Consider the following 18,387-nt stretch of genomic DNA (forward strand, 5'->3'; position numbering starts at 1 on the left):
AACTATTTTTAGTGGGTATCGAAGCACTAGAGCTTTTTACAAAATTAGGGGCTCAAAAGTTCTAATCCATGCAGATGTAAATGGAGCCTTTAATATCGTTCGAAAACATGTAAAGAATGCCTTTGAAGGACTTGAAAGAAATCAATTCCTTCAAGCTCCACAGAAAATCATCATCATGAAAAATAGCCATGCAAAGCTGAAGGCTTCGGCCTGATGTAGTAGCGGGACTTGTGGTAGCCCACGTATAGACAATGGTGCTTTTTAAGACTATTCTTTCGAAACCCCTAGCTTTAGCTATGGGGATACTCATGTATTAATTGGACTATATTTACTTTACGTGGTGAAGAAGGCTAAAAGTAATAAGGAAGTAATCGAATAGATACCTGCTTTGGTAAGTAAGAAGGAAATCCCATTCTCTAAAAACGGAAGTAAGTTTTAAGAGAATTTAAGGAAAAACTAAATAAATGTTAAGCCAGGACTTCCAAAGACAGGTGCTTTATGCTTACTTAAATATCTGACTGCCAAAATGGTAGTCTTTTTCTTGCAATCGTTTAGTTAGATTAAAATAGTTAAATTAAGCTTGAATAATGTTGAATCGTGTCAGCTATCGCAGCCATTAGCATGATGAAATTAAAAATGGATTTTTCAATCAGTCAAGTGCCTGATTTATGAACAAAAAAATCGGCTTAATGCCGATTTAATGAAACATAGTAGCAATTGTGTCCCCAGTAGGGTTTAATGCTAGTTTTGTTTCTTGTAGTTTATTAGTTGAAATAATAGGAAAACGAAGCGATCTATATAAGCATAGACTATTCTAAATTGAGTTGGCGAGTACAGTCACTACTGCACTAAGAACGACTGTGCCAATCATAATTGAAATATACAGTAGGTTCTTCTTCATTTTCTTCTTTCTCATTGCCTCTTCAGGTGTGATCCAAATACTTTTTGACATCAAAAAATTCCCCTTTTTCATTTGATGGTAGCTGGCTGGCTGGTCCTAGGACAGAAGCCCCTATAGCTTTGCGTCTTCACCTTTCAGTGAGTTTGCCCTTAAATACTTACTATTATAAACATAAAAGTAGAAAAAAGTCACTGTGATTTCGACAAATTTCGGGAGTATCCTCCTATTACCTTTGTCCTTGTTTTTAATAAATTTTAGAATGAAGCCAAATCAGGGTTACCACTAGTCGAATTTTTATTTGTAATTACCTTTAATTTGGGAAACTCACTAACATTATGTTCATTACAATTTTAACCAATTAAATACTTTTCAAAAATGGAGCCTATAAAATCGGAATGTTTATAATTTTATGGTTAAATGGAATAATAAGAAAAAGTAGTAGTAAAGGGAGAGGGAAATATTTGCTGACGAACCATTTAGACTTTAGACTTGAACCGCAATTGAAGGAGCTTTACGAGGAACACAAGAGAAGGGCTGAAAAAATAGATTGGGGCTATCATGACTTCTTGCCTTGGGATAAAGCGCAGGATTTTCGGAGAGTACCTTGGAACCCTGACCAAGTAGCACTACCGCCAGGTGTGGTAACTGCAGTAGAGACCGCTCTTTTGACAGAGGTTAATCTACCTTGGTTTACATCCCATCTAGATCAAACCTTTAAAGGGTCGCTCACTGTCATCAAGGATTTTGTCCATACCTGGACAGCGGAAGAAGATCAACATTCAAACCTATTGGAGACCTACCTGTTGATTACAAGAAACGCCGATCCCAAACGCATTCGTCAATTGCACAAGCAGACAGTAGAAGGTGGATTTGAGCCAGATTTTGATACCCCTTTTGAGACGATGGTCTATACTTCACTCCAGGAACTTGCAACCATGGTTTTTTATTATAATGTTGCCAAAGTAGCTGGAAGTCATGATAAAGAATTGGCCACGCTCCTTAGACGGCTTGCAAAGGATGAAACGCTTCATTATGCTTTTTATCGCGACGTCATCAAGTTACACTTGCAATTGGAACCAAATTACTGCTACTACCTCGGTCATGTCATTAAAAATTTTAAGATGCCGGGTACGGTCATGCCTGATTTTGAAGACCGAATGTCCATTATTGCAAAGGAAGCCAATTACGGGCCGCTCGAATATTTTGATCAAGTGCTGGATGTCATTGTTGACTATTGGGAAATCGAGAAGCTTAGGCCGATTGCTCCTGAAGCAGAAAAGGCGCGGCTGGATCTTCTTAACTACCATGCAAGGCTTAAACGCGTAAGAGATCGATTTTACGCATCTGCAAACCGCAAATAAAAAGTGTCACTACCCGAAGGACATAAAAAATAGCTTGGCGTGAATGCCAAGCTATTTTTTATATGGACAAATATATGGCTAAAATGATTTTAGAGACTTGTTCTTCCACTATAAAAGTGTCTATGTGGGTTGGATCCGTTGATAGTGGTGGTACCATTAAATTCATGATAATGTCCACCATTTGCAAGAGGAATGGCAGGTCCTGTTACCCCTTGTATTTGGTGTCTATGTCTGTTATCAACAGAAGTAAAGGTAAAGAATCTATGGTTATGCGGGACCCCTGTAGGTGCTGGTTCAGTAGTTCCAGCGTATTGATGACTGTGTCCATCTTCAAAAGATGTAATGCCGCTAAAGCTGTGAACATGAACAGGTCTTCCATCCCAGGAAGTAATATAAAGTCGATGGGAATGCATAGGGTCTGAACCATCGGAAGCATACATAAAGCCAGAAACAGGTATATCCATGAATAACCACTCCTAAAAAGCTTTTAAACACATTATTCAACCTCCGCTCAAATTGTGCTGATGCCCCATTCCGAGTATCTCTTTCCTGGCAATCGACTCCACGTAGGTAAGGGGGTATCAACCTCACCATCCTAAATAAAAGGAGGTAAATCGCAAGATTTACCTTTCACATTTTGACTTGCTTTTAACAATTTTCAAGGGCAAAAGATTAATTTGAAGGGATATTTCTCCGTTTTAATCAATCATTTAATTAATTTAATTCCTGTAGGAACCCGTCGAGGATTGTAAAAGAGCCATCATTTTGATGATCTTTGGAGATTAGTAATAAAAAACCGTGCCAATCCTCGACTATAAATTTTCTTGAAAATCATACAGAGTTCGTTTTTCAAAAGGGTGTGTGACCTTTTTAATCAAACGTTTGATTGGAAGGATTTATGGTAGAGAAATGTCGAAGTCTGCCTAGTATTATAGTAAAATGGAAATATCTAGTCCCATAGGAGGGAAAAGGATGCGGAATGCATGTTATGCTTTTTTTGTAGAGAATCTTTTTAACAAGATGAGAGTGATGTCAGGGGAGTACCGGGCATTTGATCCGAAGGTGACGAATACATGATCGCTGATTTGCTAACGAGGTTGGAAGAAGAAAAGGATCAATGGATTTACGTAGCAATTGACCATTTTAATGAGGAGCTCCTGCAGTTTGATGGTCATAGGTATGAGAAGGATCAGGTACTGATTGGTGTTAATGGACTGTTAGATGAGTTAACGGCGGTAAGAACCGCTGAAAATCAGATTATGCAGATAAAAAACATCGAGCATAGCATGAGCAAGCAGAAGAATCTCGATCTTGAACGGATGGAGACTGAGATGAAAACGATGGAAGAAAGCATAGAAGAAGATCAGCGAATTCTCGAGAATTTGGAGTTAACTGTTGTTGCTTTGCAAAAGGAACTTGCGATTTACGAGGGTGAAGGTAAGGGTTTGGATATGATTCAGTTGGAAAAGTTCCAGTGCTCATTAGATGACAAGTTTCAATTTGATAAAAAGGATCAAGTGGTCTTTAAGGAGCGGAAGATATCCAAGTTGATGGAATGCTATCATTTGGTCGAGATGGAAATGCTTGATTTTTATCAAAAGCAGCTATCCAACATTTGGCTGTTGTTAACACGGAGCATGGAGAACATCTCCTCCAACGCCAAATTTGATTTTGAAACCAACCTGCCTGCTGTGGGTGTAAGTTTGAAGCATGGTCGGGGGCTTGATCAATATTTAAAGCTTGGCAACTTTGAAGAGGATTATCAGATTGTGCTTGATACGTTAGAACGGAATAACGATAGTGTTTATGACTATTATCTCAGCCAGATCAACGAGTTTAAGGTGAATAGCAAGGAAGAAATGATGCAGCTATGGGCACTAAAGAATGAGCATAAACGGTTAGCAGAGGAAAACCTACTTGAGCTGCAGGAAAAGGAACGTCAAAAGGAAAACTGTATTTTAGAGCTTCAGGATAGATTGGGTAGAGCAAAGCTGGAATGGGAACAGGATTTGCTACGTCCTAAACTGCTAGATGATATTTTAAAAGAAGAGTTTGTGAGAGCTGTTTCAGGTTGGCAGGAGAAGTTGTTCGCGGAGAATGCTTCTGATGAGGAACGATGGGCCTATCACCAGTTCTGCCAAATTATATTAAAGCAAGCGGAGAGGATCATTGGAAATGAATACTTCTAATACAATTGATGAGAAATATACAGAGGCCATTCAATCACTTAAGAAAATTAATAATGAACTTTTCTATGATGACCTGAAGAAGCTTATGAAAGACCGGGAAGAAACGATTGCGGGATTGAACGAAGAAGTTTATGAATCTATTGAAAACATGCAGAAATCAATGAATAGCTTCCCCATGCAGGTTAGCGAGCAGCTAAAGGAAGAGGTCATAAATCCACAGAATGAGTTGTTTGATCGTGGGATGGAACGATTCGATGAGAATATCTTGGTGCTTGAAAAGAAGATTGCTTTTTGGCACCAGCAATATCAGGATTATATAGAGAAGACAGAAAAGCTGTTAGCTGATGTCAAAGGATTGCAGCCGGATGATCAAGAGTTTATCGTTAGGGAAACGGAAAGGGTGCTGACTTGTATTAGGCATCTGACGGAGGCTTTGAGTGAGCAGGCTTCCACCTTGAATGTGAAATATGAAGTGGTTAGCGACCGGTTAGGGTTGATTTTAAAAGAGATTACTGCGGTTGAAGACAGGTACAAAGCGGAAATGGCGCAGTTGAGTGAACAGGTTGTGCAAGTTCAAAAAGACGTTCAGGACAAGTGGGAAGAAAAGTGGAAGCAGAGTGTTGAGAGTGGTGTTCGGCGTGAAGGACTGTTTAAAAAATGGCTGATTGGGCTAGCCGTTGGACAGGGAGTCTCGGTTTTAATGATGGTTTTGTATTTTATCATGAAGTAACGCGTAGACTTGCTCTTGGATGAGGGCAAGTCTTATTTTTAATGAAGAAGCTGCAATCTCCTACTCCCTCTTGTCAAAGCCCTATAATCAACTAGCTTTTACCTCCATTTCTAATATCCAGATGGACCAATATTAGAAGTAAGTAAAAAAACTGTTCTAAGATGGCAGTTCGTCCAAACAGTTTTCTCCAGTCTTAATAAACTAACTATATAAAAAAGTTTGTTAAGAAGGGAATAGTGATAATGAAGGGTAGAAAACATCATAAGCACAAGCATGACAATAAGGACAACCATGACAATAAGAAAAACCATGATCAAAACGACAAGCATGATGACTGTAAGAAGCGAGACCATAACGACAAGCATGATGACTGTAAGAAGCGAGACCATAACGACAAGCATGATGACTGTAATAAACGAGACAGAAACGACAAACATGATGATTGTGATTGTAAGAAGCGAGACCATAACGACAAGCATGATAACTGTAATAAACGAGACAGAAACGACAAGCATGATGACTGTAATAAACGAGACAGAAACGACAAACATGATGATTGTCATTGTAAGAAGCGAGACAGAAACGACAAGCATGATGACTGGAATAAACGAGACAGAAACGACAAACATGATGATTGTCATTGTAAGAAGCGAGACCATAACGACAAGCATGATGACTGTAATAAACGAGACAGAAACGACAAACATGATGATTGTCATTGTAAGAAGCGAGACAATAAAGACAAGCACGATGATTGTAATCATGATGAAAAGCATAAGAAGGATAATACTGAACGCAAACGATGTAGGAATATTGGGTGTTTATTTAGATGTAGATGTTGGTAATTGTGAAAGGGAGGTGATTCTATTACTTAGAAACCTCCCTTTTTGATGTTGGAATCGCTGATGTTAAGGAAAGAGGAGGTAGAGTATTACGCAATTGGATTCAATTATACGATAACGTTTTAACGGAATTCCTTTGTTGGAAGTAGGACTTTTTAACCAAATGTACATTATTCTCTAAACTTTATTTTTTTAAAACCGATAAGATAGGTATAATCCTTCTTTTGAGGTGAGAAAGTGAAAAGGCAACTGATTAAAAATTATCATAAATTGAGTTATAATTACTTTTACCAACTTCATTGTGATTGCTTGAATTCTGGCTTAAAACAAAAACTTTTAAAGATGGTAAATTACCATCGAGAAAAATTTTTAGAGTGCTAATAATTAGCACTTTTTATTATGTAATCGTACTTCCGTGAGCCTTCTGTTAGATTACAAAAAGTCATCTTTGGCACAAATAGCGAACTAACAAGGTAAAAGGCCGGCTTCCATGGGAAACCGGCCTTTACTTTGTTAAATAATCTCATATTCCGTTACATTGAGTTCGTTTTTCAAAAGGGTTGGTAGACGTAGAAACTACCTTTAATTTTAGGAGAATTAGTAAATACTCTAGTGTTATTTATCTATTTTTGTTGCTATATTGGATATGATTTACCAAATTTGTATATTCATAGTGGGGATATAAGAATTAAAAAACAGTGTGATAGGACTAGGTTCATCTTAACCAATCAAGTCAGGCATATAAAAAAGCGCACTTCGATTATGAAACTACGCCTAATTATTCCATGTAAGAGCTGAGGACTATCCTCAAGCTTTTTTTTAACAGAGTAATTTTACTAAATAATGGAAGAAGAAAAGCGCTTGCAAAATTTAAATTCTGATTTATAATACTTGTATACAAGTATTCTCGTATTCTAAAAGAAGGTGAATGAATGACAAAAACCAATGAACTTTTATATCCCACAAAATGGCTTTCAAAAGCTTCAACTGGAGATCGTGTAACCAGTGAGCTTAGAATGCGGATTATTTCGGGTATGATTGAAAGCGGTACCGTCCTATCGGAAAATAAATTAGCTTCAGACTTTGCTGTGAGCCGTTCCCCCATCCGTGAAGCATTAAAAGTACTTGCATCTGAAAATATCATCCGATTAGAAAGGATGGGAGCCACTGTAGTAGGTTTAACAGAAAAAGAATATGCAGAAATTTATGATGTACGTATCCTTATTGAAACATTTGTATTTGAACGGCTTGTAAGGGTGGAAACGACTGAATTGGTAATGGAACTTAGTAAAATACTAGAAATGATGAAGGTTGCTATAAAATACCAGGACGCTGATGAGTTTTCCTATCAGGATGTCCTATTCCACGAAACGATTATTCGGGCTATCGATCATTCTTATATCCTAATGATCTGGGATAATTTAAAACCTGTGATGGAAAGCTTGATTCTTTTATCTATGCGTAGTCGCTTTAAAGAAAAGTATGAAGACTTTTCAAGGATCATTAATAATCATCAACTTTATATTGATGCAATCGAAACAAAAGATCGAGAGCTTATGGTCAAATCGTTACATCAAAACTTTGATGATGTTCAAGAGAAAGTTGAGGACTTATGGAGGTCTCAACAGCTGCTTTCAAAAGGAGTCGAACAACAAAATGACTAACTATATGTTAGGAGTAGACATCGGTACAACAAGTACCAAAGCAGTATTATTTACTGAAAAAGGCGAAGTCATCCAGCAAGAGAATTTTGGTTATCCACTGTACACACCTGATATGTCGACAGCGGAACAAGATCCGAATGAGATTTATCAGGCTGTTTTGCAAGCGATTTCGAACATCACGAAACATCATTCTGATAAAGAACCATCTTTTATTTCATTTAGCAGCGCCATGCATAGTGTCATTGCCATGGATGAAAACGACCAACCACTGACTCCGTGTATCACCTGGGCAGATAACCGGAGTGAAGCTTGGGCACATAAAATAAAAGATGAAATGAATGGGCATGAAGTCTACAGGAGAACTGGAACACCAATTCACCCAATGTCACCATTAACCAAAATGGCCTGGATAGTCAATGACCGTACTGAAATCGCTGTCAAAGCGAAAAAATATATCGGAATTAAAGAATTTATTTTTAAAAAGTTCTTTGATCAATATGTTGTCGATCATTCCATTGCTTCATGTATGGGCATGATGAATCTCGAAAACTTGGATTGGGATGAAGAAGCATTACATATTGCGGGTGTAACGCGTGATCAATTATCTGAACTTGTTCCCACAACGAAGATTTTCCGCAACTGTGATCCTGACTTAGCCAAACAAATTGGTATCGATCCACAAACTCCTTTTGTCATTGGAGCAAGTGATGGAGTCCTATCAAATCTTGGTGTCAATGCGATTGGAAAAGGCGAGATTGCCGTCACTATTGGGACAAGCGGTGCGATTCGAACGATTATTGACAAGCCGCAAACAGATGAAAAGGGAAGAATATTCTGCTATGCCTTAACGGAGAAGCATTGGGTAATAGGCGGGCCGGTGAACAATGGTGGAATCGTCCTTCGCTGGATTCGAGATGAATTTGCCTCTTCTGAAATCGAAACAGCGAAAAGATTAGGAATTGATCCATACGAAGTGTTAACCAAGATTGCAGAACGCGTAAGACCAGGCGCGGATGGATTGTTATTCCATCCATACCTCGCAGGTGAACGTGCGCCATTATGGAATCCAGACGTGCGCGGCTCATTTTTCGGTTTAACTTTGTCACATAAGAAAGAACATATGATTCGAGCAGCGTTAGAAGGAGTTATTTACAATTTATACACCGTTTTTCTAGCTTTAACGGAATGCATGGATGGGCCAGTTACCCGAATCCAAGCAACGGGAGGCTTCGCAAGGTCGGAGGTTTGGCGACAAATGATGTCCGATATATTCGAATCTGAAGTAGTCGTTCCTGAAAGCTATGAAAGTTCATGCCTTGGTGCTTGTATTTTAGGACTATATGCAACAGAAAAAATCGATTCATTTGAAGTTGTTTCTGAAATGGTTGGCAGCACCTATACACATACACCTGAAGAGGCTGCCTCAAAAGAATACAGGCAATTGCTGCCGATCTTTATTCACTTATCCAGAGTATTAAAAGAAGATTATACACGGATAGCCAATTATCAAAGAAAGCTTACACCACACAACTAGATAAAAACTTGGAGGATTTACAAAATGCCATTAGTAATTGTAGCAATTGGAATTGTAGCATTACTTATTTTAATCATGGGTTTAAAATTAAACACCTTTGTTTCATTGATCATTGTATCGTTCGGTGTTGCATTAGCACTTGGAATGCCACTAGAGGAAGTTGTCAAAACAATTGAAGCGGGATTAGGCGGTACACTTGGCCATATCGCGTTAATTTTTGGACTTGGAGCAATGCTGGGTAAGTTAATTGCCGATTCTGGCGGTGCCCAGCGAATTGCGATGACCCTTGTGAACAAATTTGGAGAAAAAAATACTCAATGGGCTGTAGTTGTTGCTTCATTTATTATCGGTATCGCATTATTTTTTGAAGTTGGATTAGTATTATTGATTCCAATTGTCTATGCGATTTCAAGAGAATTAAAAGTTTCAATATTGTCTCTCGGTATTTCAATGACAGCAGCTTTATCCGTAACACACGGTTTCTTGCCTCCACATCCGGGTCCAACTACTATTGCTGGTGAATTTGGTGCGGACATTGGTGAAGTTTTACTTTATGGTTTTATCATTGCTGTACCAACAGTAATCTTAGCAGGACCTGCTTTTACGAAAATTGCTAAAAAAATTGTACCAGAATCTTTTACGAAAATGGGCAGCATTGCCTCATTAGGTGAACAAAAAACATTTAAACTTGAAAACACACCAGGATTTGGAATCAGTGTTTTTACCGCTTTACTTCCTGTTATTTTAATGTCAATTGCAACGATTATTACGTTGATGCAAAAGACAATGGGCTTTGAAGATACTGGTTTACTAGCAGCAATCCGATTTATTGGCGAAGCCGGAACTGCCATGTTGCTCTCCTTATTATTTGCGGTCTATTCAATGGGTATAGCAAGAAAGATTCCAATGAAAGATGTTATGGAATCATGTACACAAGCAATCTTACACATTGGTATGATGCTTTTAATCATCGGTGGTGGCGGGGCCTTCAAACAAGTGTTGATTAATGGCGGCGTAGGTGATTATGTTGCTGAACTATTTAAAGGAACTTCTATGTCACCAATCTTGCTTGCATGGATCATTGCAGCAATCTTACGTATTGCGCTAGGGTCTGCGACTGTTGCAGCACTAACAACCGCTGGACTAGTCATTCCTATGTTAGGTCAATCTGACGTTAACCTTGCATTAGTGGTTCTTGCAACAGGTGCGGGAAGTTTAGTCGCTTCACACGTGAATGATGCTGGTTTCTGGATGTTTAAAGAGTATTTTGGTTTAAGCATGAAAGAAACGTTTGCAACATGGACTTTGCTTGAAACGATTATTTCCGTGGCGGGATTAGGATTTATTCTATTATTAAGCTTATTTGTATAAGTCATTTCAGGCAGTAAACCCCTTTTTTAGTGAGGGTTTTACTGCCTATTCATCTTAGATTAAGGGAGAAGAAATAAATGTTACATACAATTGGTGTCATTGGTTTAGGAGTCATGGGCAGTAATATTGCTTTAAACATGGCTAATAAAGGAGAACAAGTAGCTGTTTATAATTACACGAGAGATTTAACCGATCAACTTGTAGAAAAACTTGATGGACAGGCGATTACCCCTTACTATGAAGTTCAAGATTTTGTACAGTCGTTAGAAACTCCGAGAAAAGTCTTTGTTATGGTTACAGCGGGTAAGGCGATTGATTCGGTGATCGGCTCGTTAGTACCATATCTTGAAGAAGGTGATGTCATTATGGATGGCGGTAACTCTCATTACGAAGATACGGAACGTAGATACGATGAGTTAAAGTCAAAAGGAATTGGATATTTAGGAATCGGGATTTCTGGCGGCGAAGTCGGGGCTTTGGAAGGACCATCTATCATGCCAGGCGGCGATAAAGGCGTCTATGAAAAAGCAGCACCTATTCTTACAAAAATATCAGCCAAAGTGGACAATGTTCCTTGCTGTACGTATATAGGTCCAAAAGGTGCAGGTCACTTTGTAAAAATGGTACATAACGGGATTGAGTATGCCGATATGCAATTAATTGCAGAAGCCTATACTTTTTTAAGAGATAGGTTACATTTATCCGTTAATGAAATTGCCGACATCTTTGAAACCTGGAATCAAGGAGAATTGAAAAGCTATTTAATCGAGATTACTTCAGAGATTCTACGGAAGAAGGATGAAGTAACAGGCTTACCACTGATAGATATGATTCTGGATAAAACAGGACAAAAAGGAACCGGTAAATGGACGAGCATGCAAGCCATCGATAACGGGATCCCGGCATCAATTATTACAGAGTCTTTGTTTGCCCGTTACCTATCCTCTTTAAAAGAAGAACGGGTTCTGGCTGAAAATATCTTAGCTGGGCCAGAGTTGGATGAGCGGAATTTCGATCGTGATGTGTGGATTGAGTACATTAGACAAGCATTATATGTAGGTAAAGTTTGTGCCTATGCGCAAGGATTTACTCAATATAAAACGACTTCTGAACTTTATGGCTGGGATTTACCATTAAAGGATATTGCCCTTATTTTTCGTGGCGGCTGTATCATTCGTGCAGAATTTTTAAATGTAATAAGCGAAGCGTATCAAGAGCAGCCGGATTTGGCGAATTTGCTCATCGCCCCTTATTTTGCTGAAAAGGTGAAAGAGTATCAAATGGGATTACGCAAAGTCGTCTGTGACGGCGTTACTTCTGGGATCTCGTTTCCATGTTTAAGTGCTTCCCTTACCTATTATGATAGTTACCGAACAGGCATTTCAAATGCTAGCCTTTTACAAGCACAACGTGATTACTTCGGCGCCCACACCTACGAACGTACGGATATGTCAGGAGTCTTTCACACAAACTGGCAGTAAAAATAAACCTACTCCTTCATTGGAGTAGATTTATTTTTTTTGAATACGGAACTCGTTCAGAAACGGGAGCAGGGCATGATAGTGCCTAAAGAAGCGTTCGGTAACAATTATGGTGGAATATTGTTAGTTGGCCTAGTATACAAAAAAAGATTCGGCAAAATGCCGAATCATAAAAAAGGGGGATTTTATGAAAAAGAGAAAAGATCAATAGGAGTTCTTTCTCATGTATTTATCTTACCCCGTATTCATGAACAAACTATGAATAAAGGTTTAAGGTATTATTAATTCTTAGCCAATCAAAAAAGAGACTGGCTTTCACCTGAAGCCGGTCCCCTACTCTATTAAACAATCTCATATTCCGTTACATTGCGATCAATCACTCGTGCTCCTTTTACAGAAGCAAAATTACCATTTGTAGATGTAAAGACTCCAGACGCGATCATTTCCTCCATCGCAGCCTTTACCACTGCTTCCTCAATCGGTTCCTTCGGATTTTCTACTGAAAGACGCGCAGACTTCCCGAACTCCGTAACAAACTCTAACTCTAGTGTTTTAGCCATTTTATTCACCTCCTATCATCATTTAATTTCCGCTTACGCTAGTAAATCAGAATTGTCGACTCTCTCAATATTGCTGAGAGTATCATTGGATAAACCAATAATGGCTTGTGCTGCTTGTAAAAGTTGATCTGGAGTTGCAGATTTTTGGATATTGCTGAAAGTCTTCGCCTTTAGAAGCGGTTTGCCGTCATCATCCATTCCTACCTGGAACACCAAACGTAACTTAGACGTTGTTATAACTGCTTGTGCCATCGTAATCACCTCCTTTCACCCTTTATATATAGAAAAATAGGGAAAAAGGACATGGTCGTGGAAAATAATTTATTATCTGGAGAAAAAATTGAAGGTTAAGAGGCTTTTTTCTGTTTTCCATCTAATTTCGTTGACTCATAGGCTACTAGAAAAATCTATCAGCGATAATCTACCTTTTATCAGCGAAAATTAAAGGTTATCAGCGAAAACCCACCCTTTATCAGCGAAACTAGATTTGGAGGCTCGAAGTTTAAGTAGAAATCTAAGTTGATAGATTCGAAGAAGGGCTAGATTATGCCTGGGAATGAAGAAAACAAAAAAGATTCAGCATAATGCTGAATCTTAAAAAGGGGGGTATGAAAAAGGTAAAGTAAATAGGAGGTCCTTTTCATGTATTTATCTTACCTAGTAAACATGAACAAACTATGAATAAAGGTTTACGGTAATATTAATTATTAATATTTAGCCATATCTTTTTTTGAGGATAGAATTCCTATTTTACAAGGATGAATAAAGTTTTTGTTCACCCGAATTTATGATTCTATTTTTACTGGTATAGGATTTCTTTTTTCAAATTTATAGATATAGTTGAATCCACATTCCTTTGCAATAGAAAGCGCATCGGAGAGGTTTGCTCCAACTGACTCAGCGGTGTGTGAGTCTGATCCAATGGTTAAAATTTCTCCGCCTAAGTCTTTATACTGTTGGATGATTTCGATGGATGGCAATGTCTGTTTTAATCCTGTTCTAAGTCCAGAGGTATTAATTTCAATTCCTATATTTCTATCAATTGCTTTTTTCAATATTTGTTCGATCATTTCTTGATATTCATGAAAATCATAAAGACCATGTTCTTTATAGGCATATCGTTTCATTAAATCGAAATGGGCGATGATATCTATATCTGCTGTCGATACCATATGATATAGTTCATTAAAATACCGTTCATAGGCGGTTGGATGATCTTCCTTGAGGGCCAGACGAAGCTTCTGGTTATTAAGATTATGGACGGAACCCAAGATGAAATCTAAGTCTAGTGGTTGTAGTGTTTCATCATATTGATCTTTTAATAGATGAGGCTCGCAAAGTTCAATTCCGGCCTTTACAGTTAATTGGGTGTGGAATTGTTTCTGACAAGAACGAATCTCATTCAAATACTTTTCAAAAACCATGTGACCGTAGGTTGGCGCAAGCGGATTAACGGAGAAATGCTCGGTAAAGCAAATTTCTTGGATCTGGTTTTCGATTGCTTTTTTACATACTTTCACCATACTAGCGGAGGAGTCAAAAGAATGATTGGTGTGATGATGATAATCCATTAAATACATAGTTTTTCACCAGCTTTTTTTAAAACTACTATAGTGAATATATTCACAATTGTCCATCGTGGAACAAAGATTTGTCTGATTGGGAGTTGAGCACAATTTTGTCAGATTGTTCACACATTAATTGTTCCCAATCATTCAATTATATGAAAGCGTATTATTATATGATTATTTCCGGAGGTAGAGACCCGATGATGATTGATAAACGTCCCGCACTTTTATTGAAACATCTTTTAAAAGTAAGGAATATCCTGCAACTAAAATACGTAGAGAAGAGAAATTTCTTCTCTTTTTTTATGGAATCATGAGTATCCTCGAATCAAAGAGGGAACATCATTATTTATCGTGTTTAAAACTAAATAGTTAAATATCTCAGAATAGGTTTCAAAAACAAGATGAATAATATGGAAAAAAGGAAATAAAAAAATGCAGAATAAGTTAAGATTTATTTCAATCGTGTACATCATTTTACTTTCTGTGGGCTTGTTTGCACATGTTGAGATTATTCCTTTCCTGTTAAGGACAGCCAAAAGAGATTCTTGGATTAGTATCCTAGTAACGTTCATCATTCTACCTTTATGGATTTACGTTCTATACAAGATTATCGCTATCGTAAACAAGCGTTCCATCATTCAGCTTTTAAAGGAACATGGGAGCCTGCTTAGTTATTACCTCCTTCTATTACCATTAGCCATTTATATGCTGATTGATGCTTTTGTGACTGCACAGGATATCATTTATTGGTCACAATTGAGCTACATGCAAGGATTTAACAGTTTTACACTGGCCGTTGTACTACTCATTTTCTGTTTGCTATGTACCGAGTCTGGCTTGTTTTCGATTGGGCTCTTAAGCAGTATTCTTTGTCCTATCGTTCTTTTCTTAGGCTTTTTTATTTCGTTTGCAAATATGAAGAAAAAGCATTATGAACTTTTATTCCCATTGTTTACGGATGGCTATTTACCAATGACTAAGGGTCTACTATATACTTCTTTACCCATCTTAGAGTTATTTATCATCATTTTTTTAACTCCGGTATTACAGAAGGCTGTTTCAAGAAAGCAATTATTCTTTGTTGGATTGGTTATCATAGGGTTAATGCTAGGACCGACTATTGGGGCGATTGTTGAGTTTGGACCTGAGCAGGCTTCTCAGTATCGATATCCTGCATATGAAGAGTGGCGCTTAATTTCCATTGGACGATATTTTTCCCATGCGGATTTTTTTGCGATTTATCAATGGCTTTCAGGTGGAGTGATTAGAATCAGTTTATTTGTATTCATCGCATCCCAAATTCTTACTAAAGGAATAGCGAATGTAAAAGTAGTAAGGATCATATACGCGATCCTTTTTATCGCCTGTATCTATCCATTTGATCAAAGCCCATTCTCTACCATTATCTATGGATATTTCAGACCTCTGTCGTTCTTTTTATTAACCATTCAAATCTTATCCTTGATGGTCTATATCGTGAAGAATAAACAGAAGTGGTCAGGAGGCAAGATTGAATCATGAACGAACACCTTTTCTCGATTGAAAACCTGAAGCAGCTTTTCAACCATTCGTCTGATATCGAAATAAAAGAGGAGCATTCTAAGGGGAAATCTTCTATTTTTGTCTATTGTAAACCCTTAACGGATACTAGTCTGATTCCCTCGTTTGTATTGCCCTCTATGGAAACCTCCAGCTCCATTTATCAATCTTTACAGATGGAGGCTACGAGCAAAAAGGATATCCATGCTGAAAAAATAGAGGAGGCGATTTTTTCAGGGAAGCTAATGGTCATACCTCCTGGAGATAAGATTATTTTTTATGATATCAGTAAATCTCCCTCAAGACAGCCGGATGAGTCGGTGGTAGAGGTTTCGGTTCGCGGACCGAAGGATGGATTTGTTGAGGATATCACGACGAATCTTGGACTAATCCGCAAAAGGTTACGGACGAAATCTTTAGTGGTAGAAGATTACACGATTGGCAAAAGAACGAATACAAAGATTTCTCTCCTTTATATAAAGGATATTATAAATGAAGAGATTTTAAGAGATATACAGGGACGTCTTATGGCTTTAGATATTGATATTCTAACAAGTTCCTCTATGCTGATGGAACATATATTGGACAATAAATTTACGCTTATTCCGCTAATAGACTATACAGGCAGAGCTGATTTTGTCTCAGAAGCCATCAATCAAGGGAGGTTTGCCATTATAATGGATGGAGCCCCAACAGCGTTGATAGCACCGATCGATCTGTCTTTTCTTTTTAAGACCCCTGAAGATGAAAATACGAGTTTTTATTATGCTTCATTGGAAAGAACCCTGCGTATTATAGGTCTATTTACGACGACGTTTCTGCCTGGCTTTTATACGGCATTAATCACACATAATGTAGGACAATTACCCCTTCCTCTTATTGCAACGATCACGGTTTCGAGATTAGGTTTGCCATTTTCACCATTTATTGAAGTCTTACTCATGCTAGTCATGTTTGAGTTATTTAAAGAAGGAGGGGCACGCTTGCCGAAGGGAATTGGACAAACCGTTGCCGTTCTTGGCGGCTTGATCATAGGTGATGCAGCCATCCGCGGGGGTATTACATCACCGACAATGCTAGTTGTTATTGGGATCACAGCGATTTCTAGCTTTACTCTTGTCAATCAGTCTCTAGCGGGTAACATTTTTCTCTTAAGAGTGTTCGTTCTAATCTTTAGCTACTTTATGGGGATTTATGGATTTATTATCAGTCTGTTGTTCGTTTTTCTTTATTTAACAAGGTTGAAGTCCTTTGGGGTTCCTATATTAGCGGATATCTCTTCACCAGAAGGTAAAGATATCCTCTTTACCTTTTTCCGCATCCCGTTTTCATTCATGAAAAAACGGAATGCATCTTTACATATTAAAGATGGCACCAGATCAGGTGAATAGATGAGGAAATTTCTAACCATTATCTGTATACTATCTGTTTTAACGGGATGTATGAAAATTAATGAGATCCAATTTCAATCCTATGCAGTCGGGATGGGGATTGACTATCAAAATGATGAATATCACGTTGTGCTCCAGTTCCTAGATTTCTCGAATGTAGCGAAAATGGATCAGGGGAAAAGTGATGAATCTAGCCCTGTCTGGATTGGAGAAGGTAAAGGAAAAACGGTGGAAGATGCGATTATTAAGATCTACCATGGCATTCAAATTCCAGTAAATTACGACCAGATAAGTGTGTTTGTTTTTGGAAAGTCAGTATTAGAAAACAGATTAAGTAAAACAGTAGAGGCGTTAGATACTAATTTCAATATACGTCTAACGGGCTGGGTTTACGGTACAGAGGAACCGGTTGAAAAGATTTTTACCACGAAGGTTCCCTTTAATTATGCCTACACAAACGCCAGGATTGTTCAGCCAGAATACATGCAGCAGCAAGATTCCTCTATTCCAGCTTTATCGCTGCAGGGACTTGTTTATCAATTACATGAAAAAACAAAAACGATACTAGTGCCAAGTATATCCACGAACGATGCGATCATGAATCATGATAAAGATAAATTGCCTGTGACCATTTTTAATGGTGCCTATCTCATGAAGGGGGCAAAATTGAAGGGTCACCTAAATGAAAAAGATCTTAAGGGTTTTATTCGAGTGAATAACAAATCAGTCCGATCACCTGTCATTTTTAGTGATAGAAATGCAGGAAAGGAGGAATTTGTTCAAATCGAATTATTGAACCCAAAGATTAAAAGAATGGTGAATAAAGACGAAAACGGGATACAAATGGGTTTAGATATAACAATCTCTGCCATTGTCAGAGAATCAAGCAAAGAGATTCTCTCCCCAACAATCAAGAGACAGATTAAAGAAGAAATAAGAAAAGAAGTGTATGATGGATATTTAAAAAGTCAAAAAATCGGTGGAGATATTTATCAATTTGAGGACTATATGTACCGATTTATGCACGATGATTGGAAGTCGTCTCAAACCAGCGGGAAATTCCCCATTTTAAATAAAAAAGACATCCATGTAGATATTGCACCATTAAAAAGCATAAATAGAATCAATGCTGGAATCGATACGCCTCTTAATAATAGGAAATGATGCCACTTAGGCCATCTTGATAACAATCCTTGGACGGATTAAAAAATTTTTTGAAGAAAGATTTATATTAGCTACCCAAGCCTATATGA

16 protein-coding genes, 1 pseudogene and 1 riboswitch are annotated in these 18,387 nt (G+C 37.9%); of the genes and pseudogenes, 11 read left to right on the top strand and 6 right to left on the bottom strand.

Translation table 11 applies throughout. The features are described 5' to 3' along the window. A pseudogene (locus TR08_RS32730) lies at nt 1-214 on the top strand (hypothetical protein); the annotation flags it as partial. 600 nt (nt 215-814) lie between these two features. Here the strand turns inward: TR08_RS32730 and TR08_RS32735 are convergent. Next, complete coding sequence (locus tag TR08_RS32735; RefSeq protein ID WP_193747820.1) at nt 815-952, bottom strand: hypothetical protein; 138 nt, start codon at nt 950-952, stop codon at nt 815-817. Nucleotides 953-975: 23 nt separating this feature from the next. Next, a riboswitch (cyclic di-GMP riboswitch) is annotated at nt 976-1,059 on the bottom strand. Between the two features lie 303 nt (nt 1,060-1,362). On the opposite strand from TR08_RS32735, the gene TR08_RS21635 reads away from it, so the two are divergent. Continuing rightward, on the top strand, nt 1,363-2,262 hold the full coding sequence (locus tag TR08_RS21635; RefSeq protein ID WP_045521811.1) for an acyl-ACP desaturase: 900 nt from the start codon (nt 1,363-1,365) through the stop codon (nt 2,260-2,262). Between the two features lie 89 nt (nt 2,263-2,351). Here the strand turns inward: TR08_RS21635 and TR08_RS21640 are convergent, their stop codons facing one another. Then, on the bottom strand, nt 2,352-2,726 hold the full coding sequence (locus TR08_RS21640) for a YmaF family protein (RefSeq protein ID WP_045521812.1): 375 nt from the start codon (nt 2,724-2,726) through the stop codon (nt 2,352-2,354). Between the two features lie 609 nt (nt 2,727-3,335). Here TR08_RS21640 and TR08_RS21645 point away from each other — a divergent pair. Continuing rightward, a complete protein-coding gene (locus TR08_RS21645; RefSeq protein ID WP_045521813.1) occupies nt 3,336-4,451 on the top strand; it encodes a hypothetical protein in 1,116 nt (371 codons plus the stop codon). Continuing rightward, the gene (locus tag TR08_RS21650) at nt 4,438-5,181 is read left to right on the top strand and encodes a hypothetical protein (RefSeq protein WP_045521814.1); all 744 of its coding nucleotides are present in this window, start codon (nt 4,438-4,440) and stop codon (nt 5,179-5,181) included. Before TR08_RS21645 ends, TR08_RS21650 begins: the two co-directional genes overlap by 14 nt. Before the next feature lie 110 nt (nt 5,182-5,291). Here TR08_RS21650 and TR08_RS32150 read toward each other — a convergent pair whose 3' ends face one another. Further along, nucleotides 5,292-5,957 carry a hypothetical protein gene (locus TR08_RS32150; protein WP_193747821.1) on the bottom strand — a complete coding sequence of 222 codons (666 nt, stop codon included), beginning with the start codon at nt 5,955-5,957 and terminating at the stop codon, nt 5,292-5,294. A 998-nt stretch (nt 5,958-6,955) separates the two neighbouring features. On the opposite strand from TR08_RS32150, the gene TR08_RS21660 reads away from it, so the two are divergent. The 4 genes from TR08_RS21660 (at nt 6,956) to gnd (ending at nt 12,073) form a co-directional block, all read left to right on the top strand. Next, the gene (locus TR08_RS21660; RefSeq protein ID WP_045521816.1) at nt 6,956-7,687 is read left to right on the top strand and encodes a GntR family transcriptional regulator; all 732 of its coding nucleotides are present in this window, start codon (nt 6,956-6,958) and stop codon (nt 7,685-7,687) included. After that, complete coding sequence (gene gntK, locus TR08_RS21665; RefSeq protein WP_045521817.1) at nt 7,680-9,221, top strand: gluconokinase; 1,542 nt, start codon at nt 7,680-7,682, stop codon at nt 9,219-9,221. Before TR08_RS21660 ends, gntK begins: the two co-directional genes overlap by 8 nt. 24 nt (nt 9,222-9,245) lie before the next feature. Beyond that, nucleotides 9,246-10,592 carry a GntP family permease gene (locus TR08_RS21670; RefSeq protein ID WP_045521818.1) on the top strand — a complete coding sequence of 449 codons (1,347 nt, stop codon included), beginning with the start codon at nt 9,246-9,248 and terminating at the stop codon, nt 10,590-10,592. A gap of 77 nt (nt 10,593-10,669) precedes the next feature. Continuing rightward, the gene (gnd, locus tag TR08_RS21675) at nt 10,670-12,073 is read left to right on the top strand and encodes a decarboxylating NADP(+)-dependent phosphogluconate dehydrogenase (protein WP_045521819.1); all 1,404 of its coding nucleotides are present in this window, start codon (nt 10,670-10,672) and stop codon (nt 12,071-12,073) included. A 341-nt stretch (nt 12,074-12,414) separates the two neighbouring features. Here the strand turns inward: gnd and TR08_RS21685 are convergent, their stop codons facing one another. The 3 genes from TR08_RS21685 to TR08_RS21695 all read right to left on the bottom strand — a co-directional run bounded on the left by TR08_RS21685 (nt 12,415) and on the right by TR08_RS21695 (nt 14,213). Continuing rightward, on the bottom strand, nt 12,415-12,633 hold the full coding sequence (locus TR08_RS21685; protein ID WP_045521821.1) for a DUF2922 domain-containing protein: 219 nt from the start codon (nt 12,631-12,633) through the stop codon (nt 12,415-12,417). 33 nt (nt 12,634-12,666) lie between these two features. Further along, nucleotides 12,667-12,885: a DUF1659 domain-containing protein gene (locus tag TR08_RS21690; protein WP_045521822.1), complete on the bottom strand. Its 219-nt coding sequence runs from the start codon at nt 12,883-12,885 to the stop codon at nt 12,667-12,669. 533 nt (nt 12,886-13,418) lie between these two features. Next, the gene (locus TR08_RS21695) at nt 13,419-14,213 is read right to left on the bottom strand and encodes a histidinol-phosphatase HisJ family protein (RefSeq protein ID WP_045521823.1); all 795 of its coding nucleotides are present in this window, start codon (nt 14,211-14,213) and stop codon (nt 13,419-13,421) included. A 423-nt stretch (nt 14,214-14,636) separates the two neighbouring features. Between TR08_RS21695 and TR08_RS21700 the strand changes: the two genes are divergently transcribed. From TR08_RS21700 to TR08_RS21710, 3 genes are read left to right on the top strand one after another with little or no spacing between them, the layout of a single operon-like run. Next, a complete protein-coding gene (locus tag TR08_RS21700; protein ID WP_045521824.1) occupies nt 14,637-15,725 on the top strand; it encodes a GerAB/ArcD/ProY family transporter in 1,089 nt (362 codons plus the stop codon). Next, nucleotides 15,722-17,134 carry a spore germination protein gene (locus tag TR08_RS21705; protein ID WP_045521825.1) on the top strand — a complete coding sequence of 471 codons (1,413 nt, stop codon included), beginning with the start codon at nt 15,722-15,724 and terminating at the stop codon, nt 17,132-17,134. The genes TR08_RS21700 and TR08_RS21705 overlap by 4 nt, the downstream gene beginning before the upstream one ends. Further along, the gene (locus TR08_RS21710; RefSeq protein WP_045521826.1) at nt 17,135-18,298 is read left to right on the top strand and encodes a Ger(x)C family spore germination protein; all 1,164 of its coding nucleotides are present in this window, start codon (nt 17,135-17,137) and stop codon (nt 18,296-18,298) included. Nucleotides 18,299-18,387: the final 89 nt, after the last annotated feature.

The organism is Neobacillus niacini (assembly GCF_000759675.1).
Lineage (GTDB): Bacteria > Bacillota > Bacilli > Bacillales > Cytobacillaceae > Neobacillus > Neobacillus niacini_A.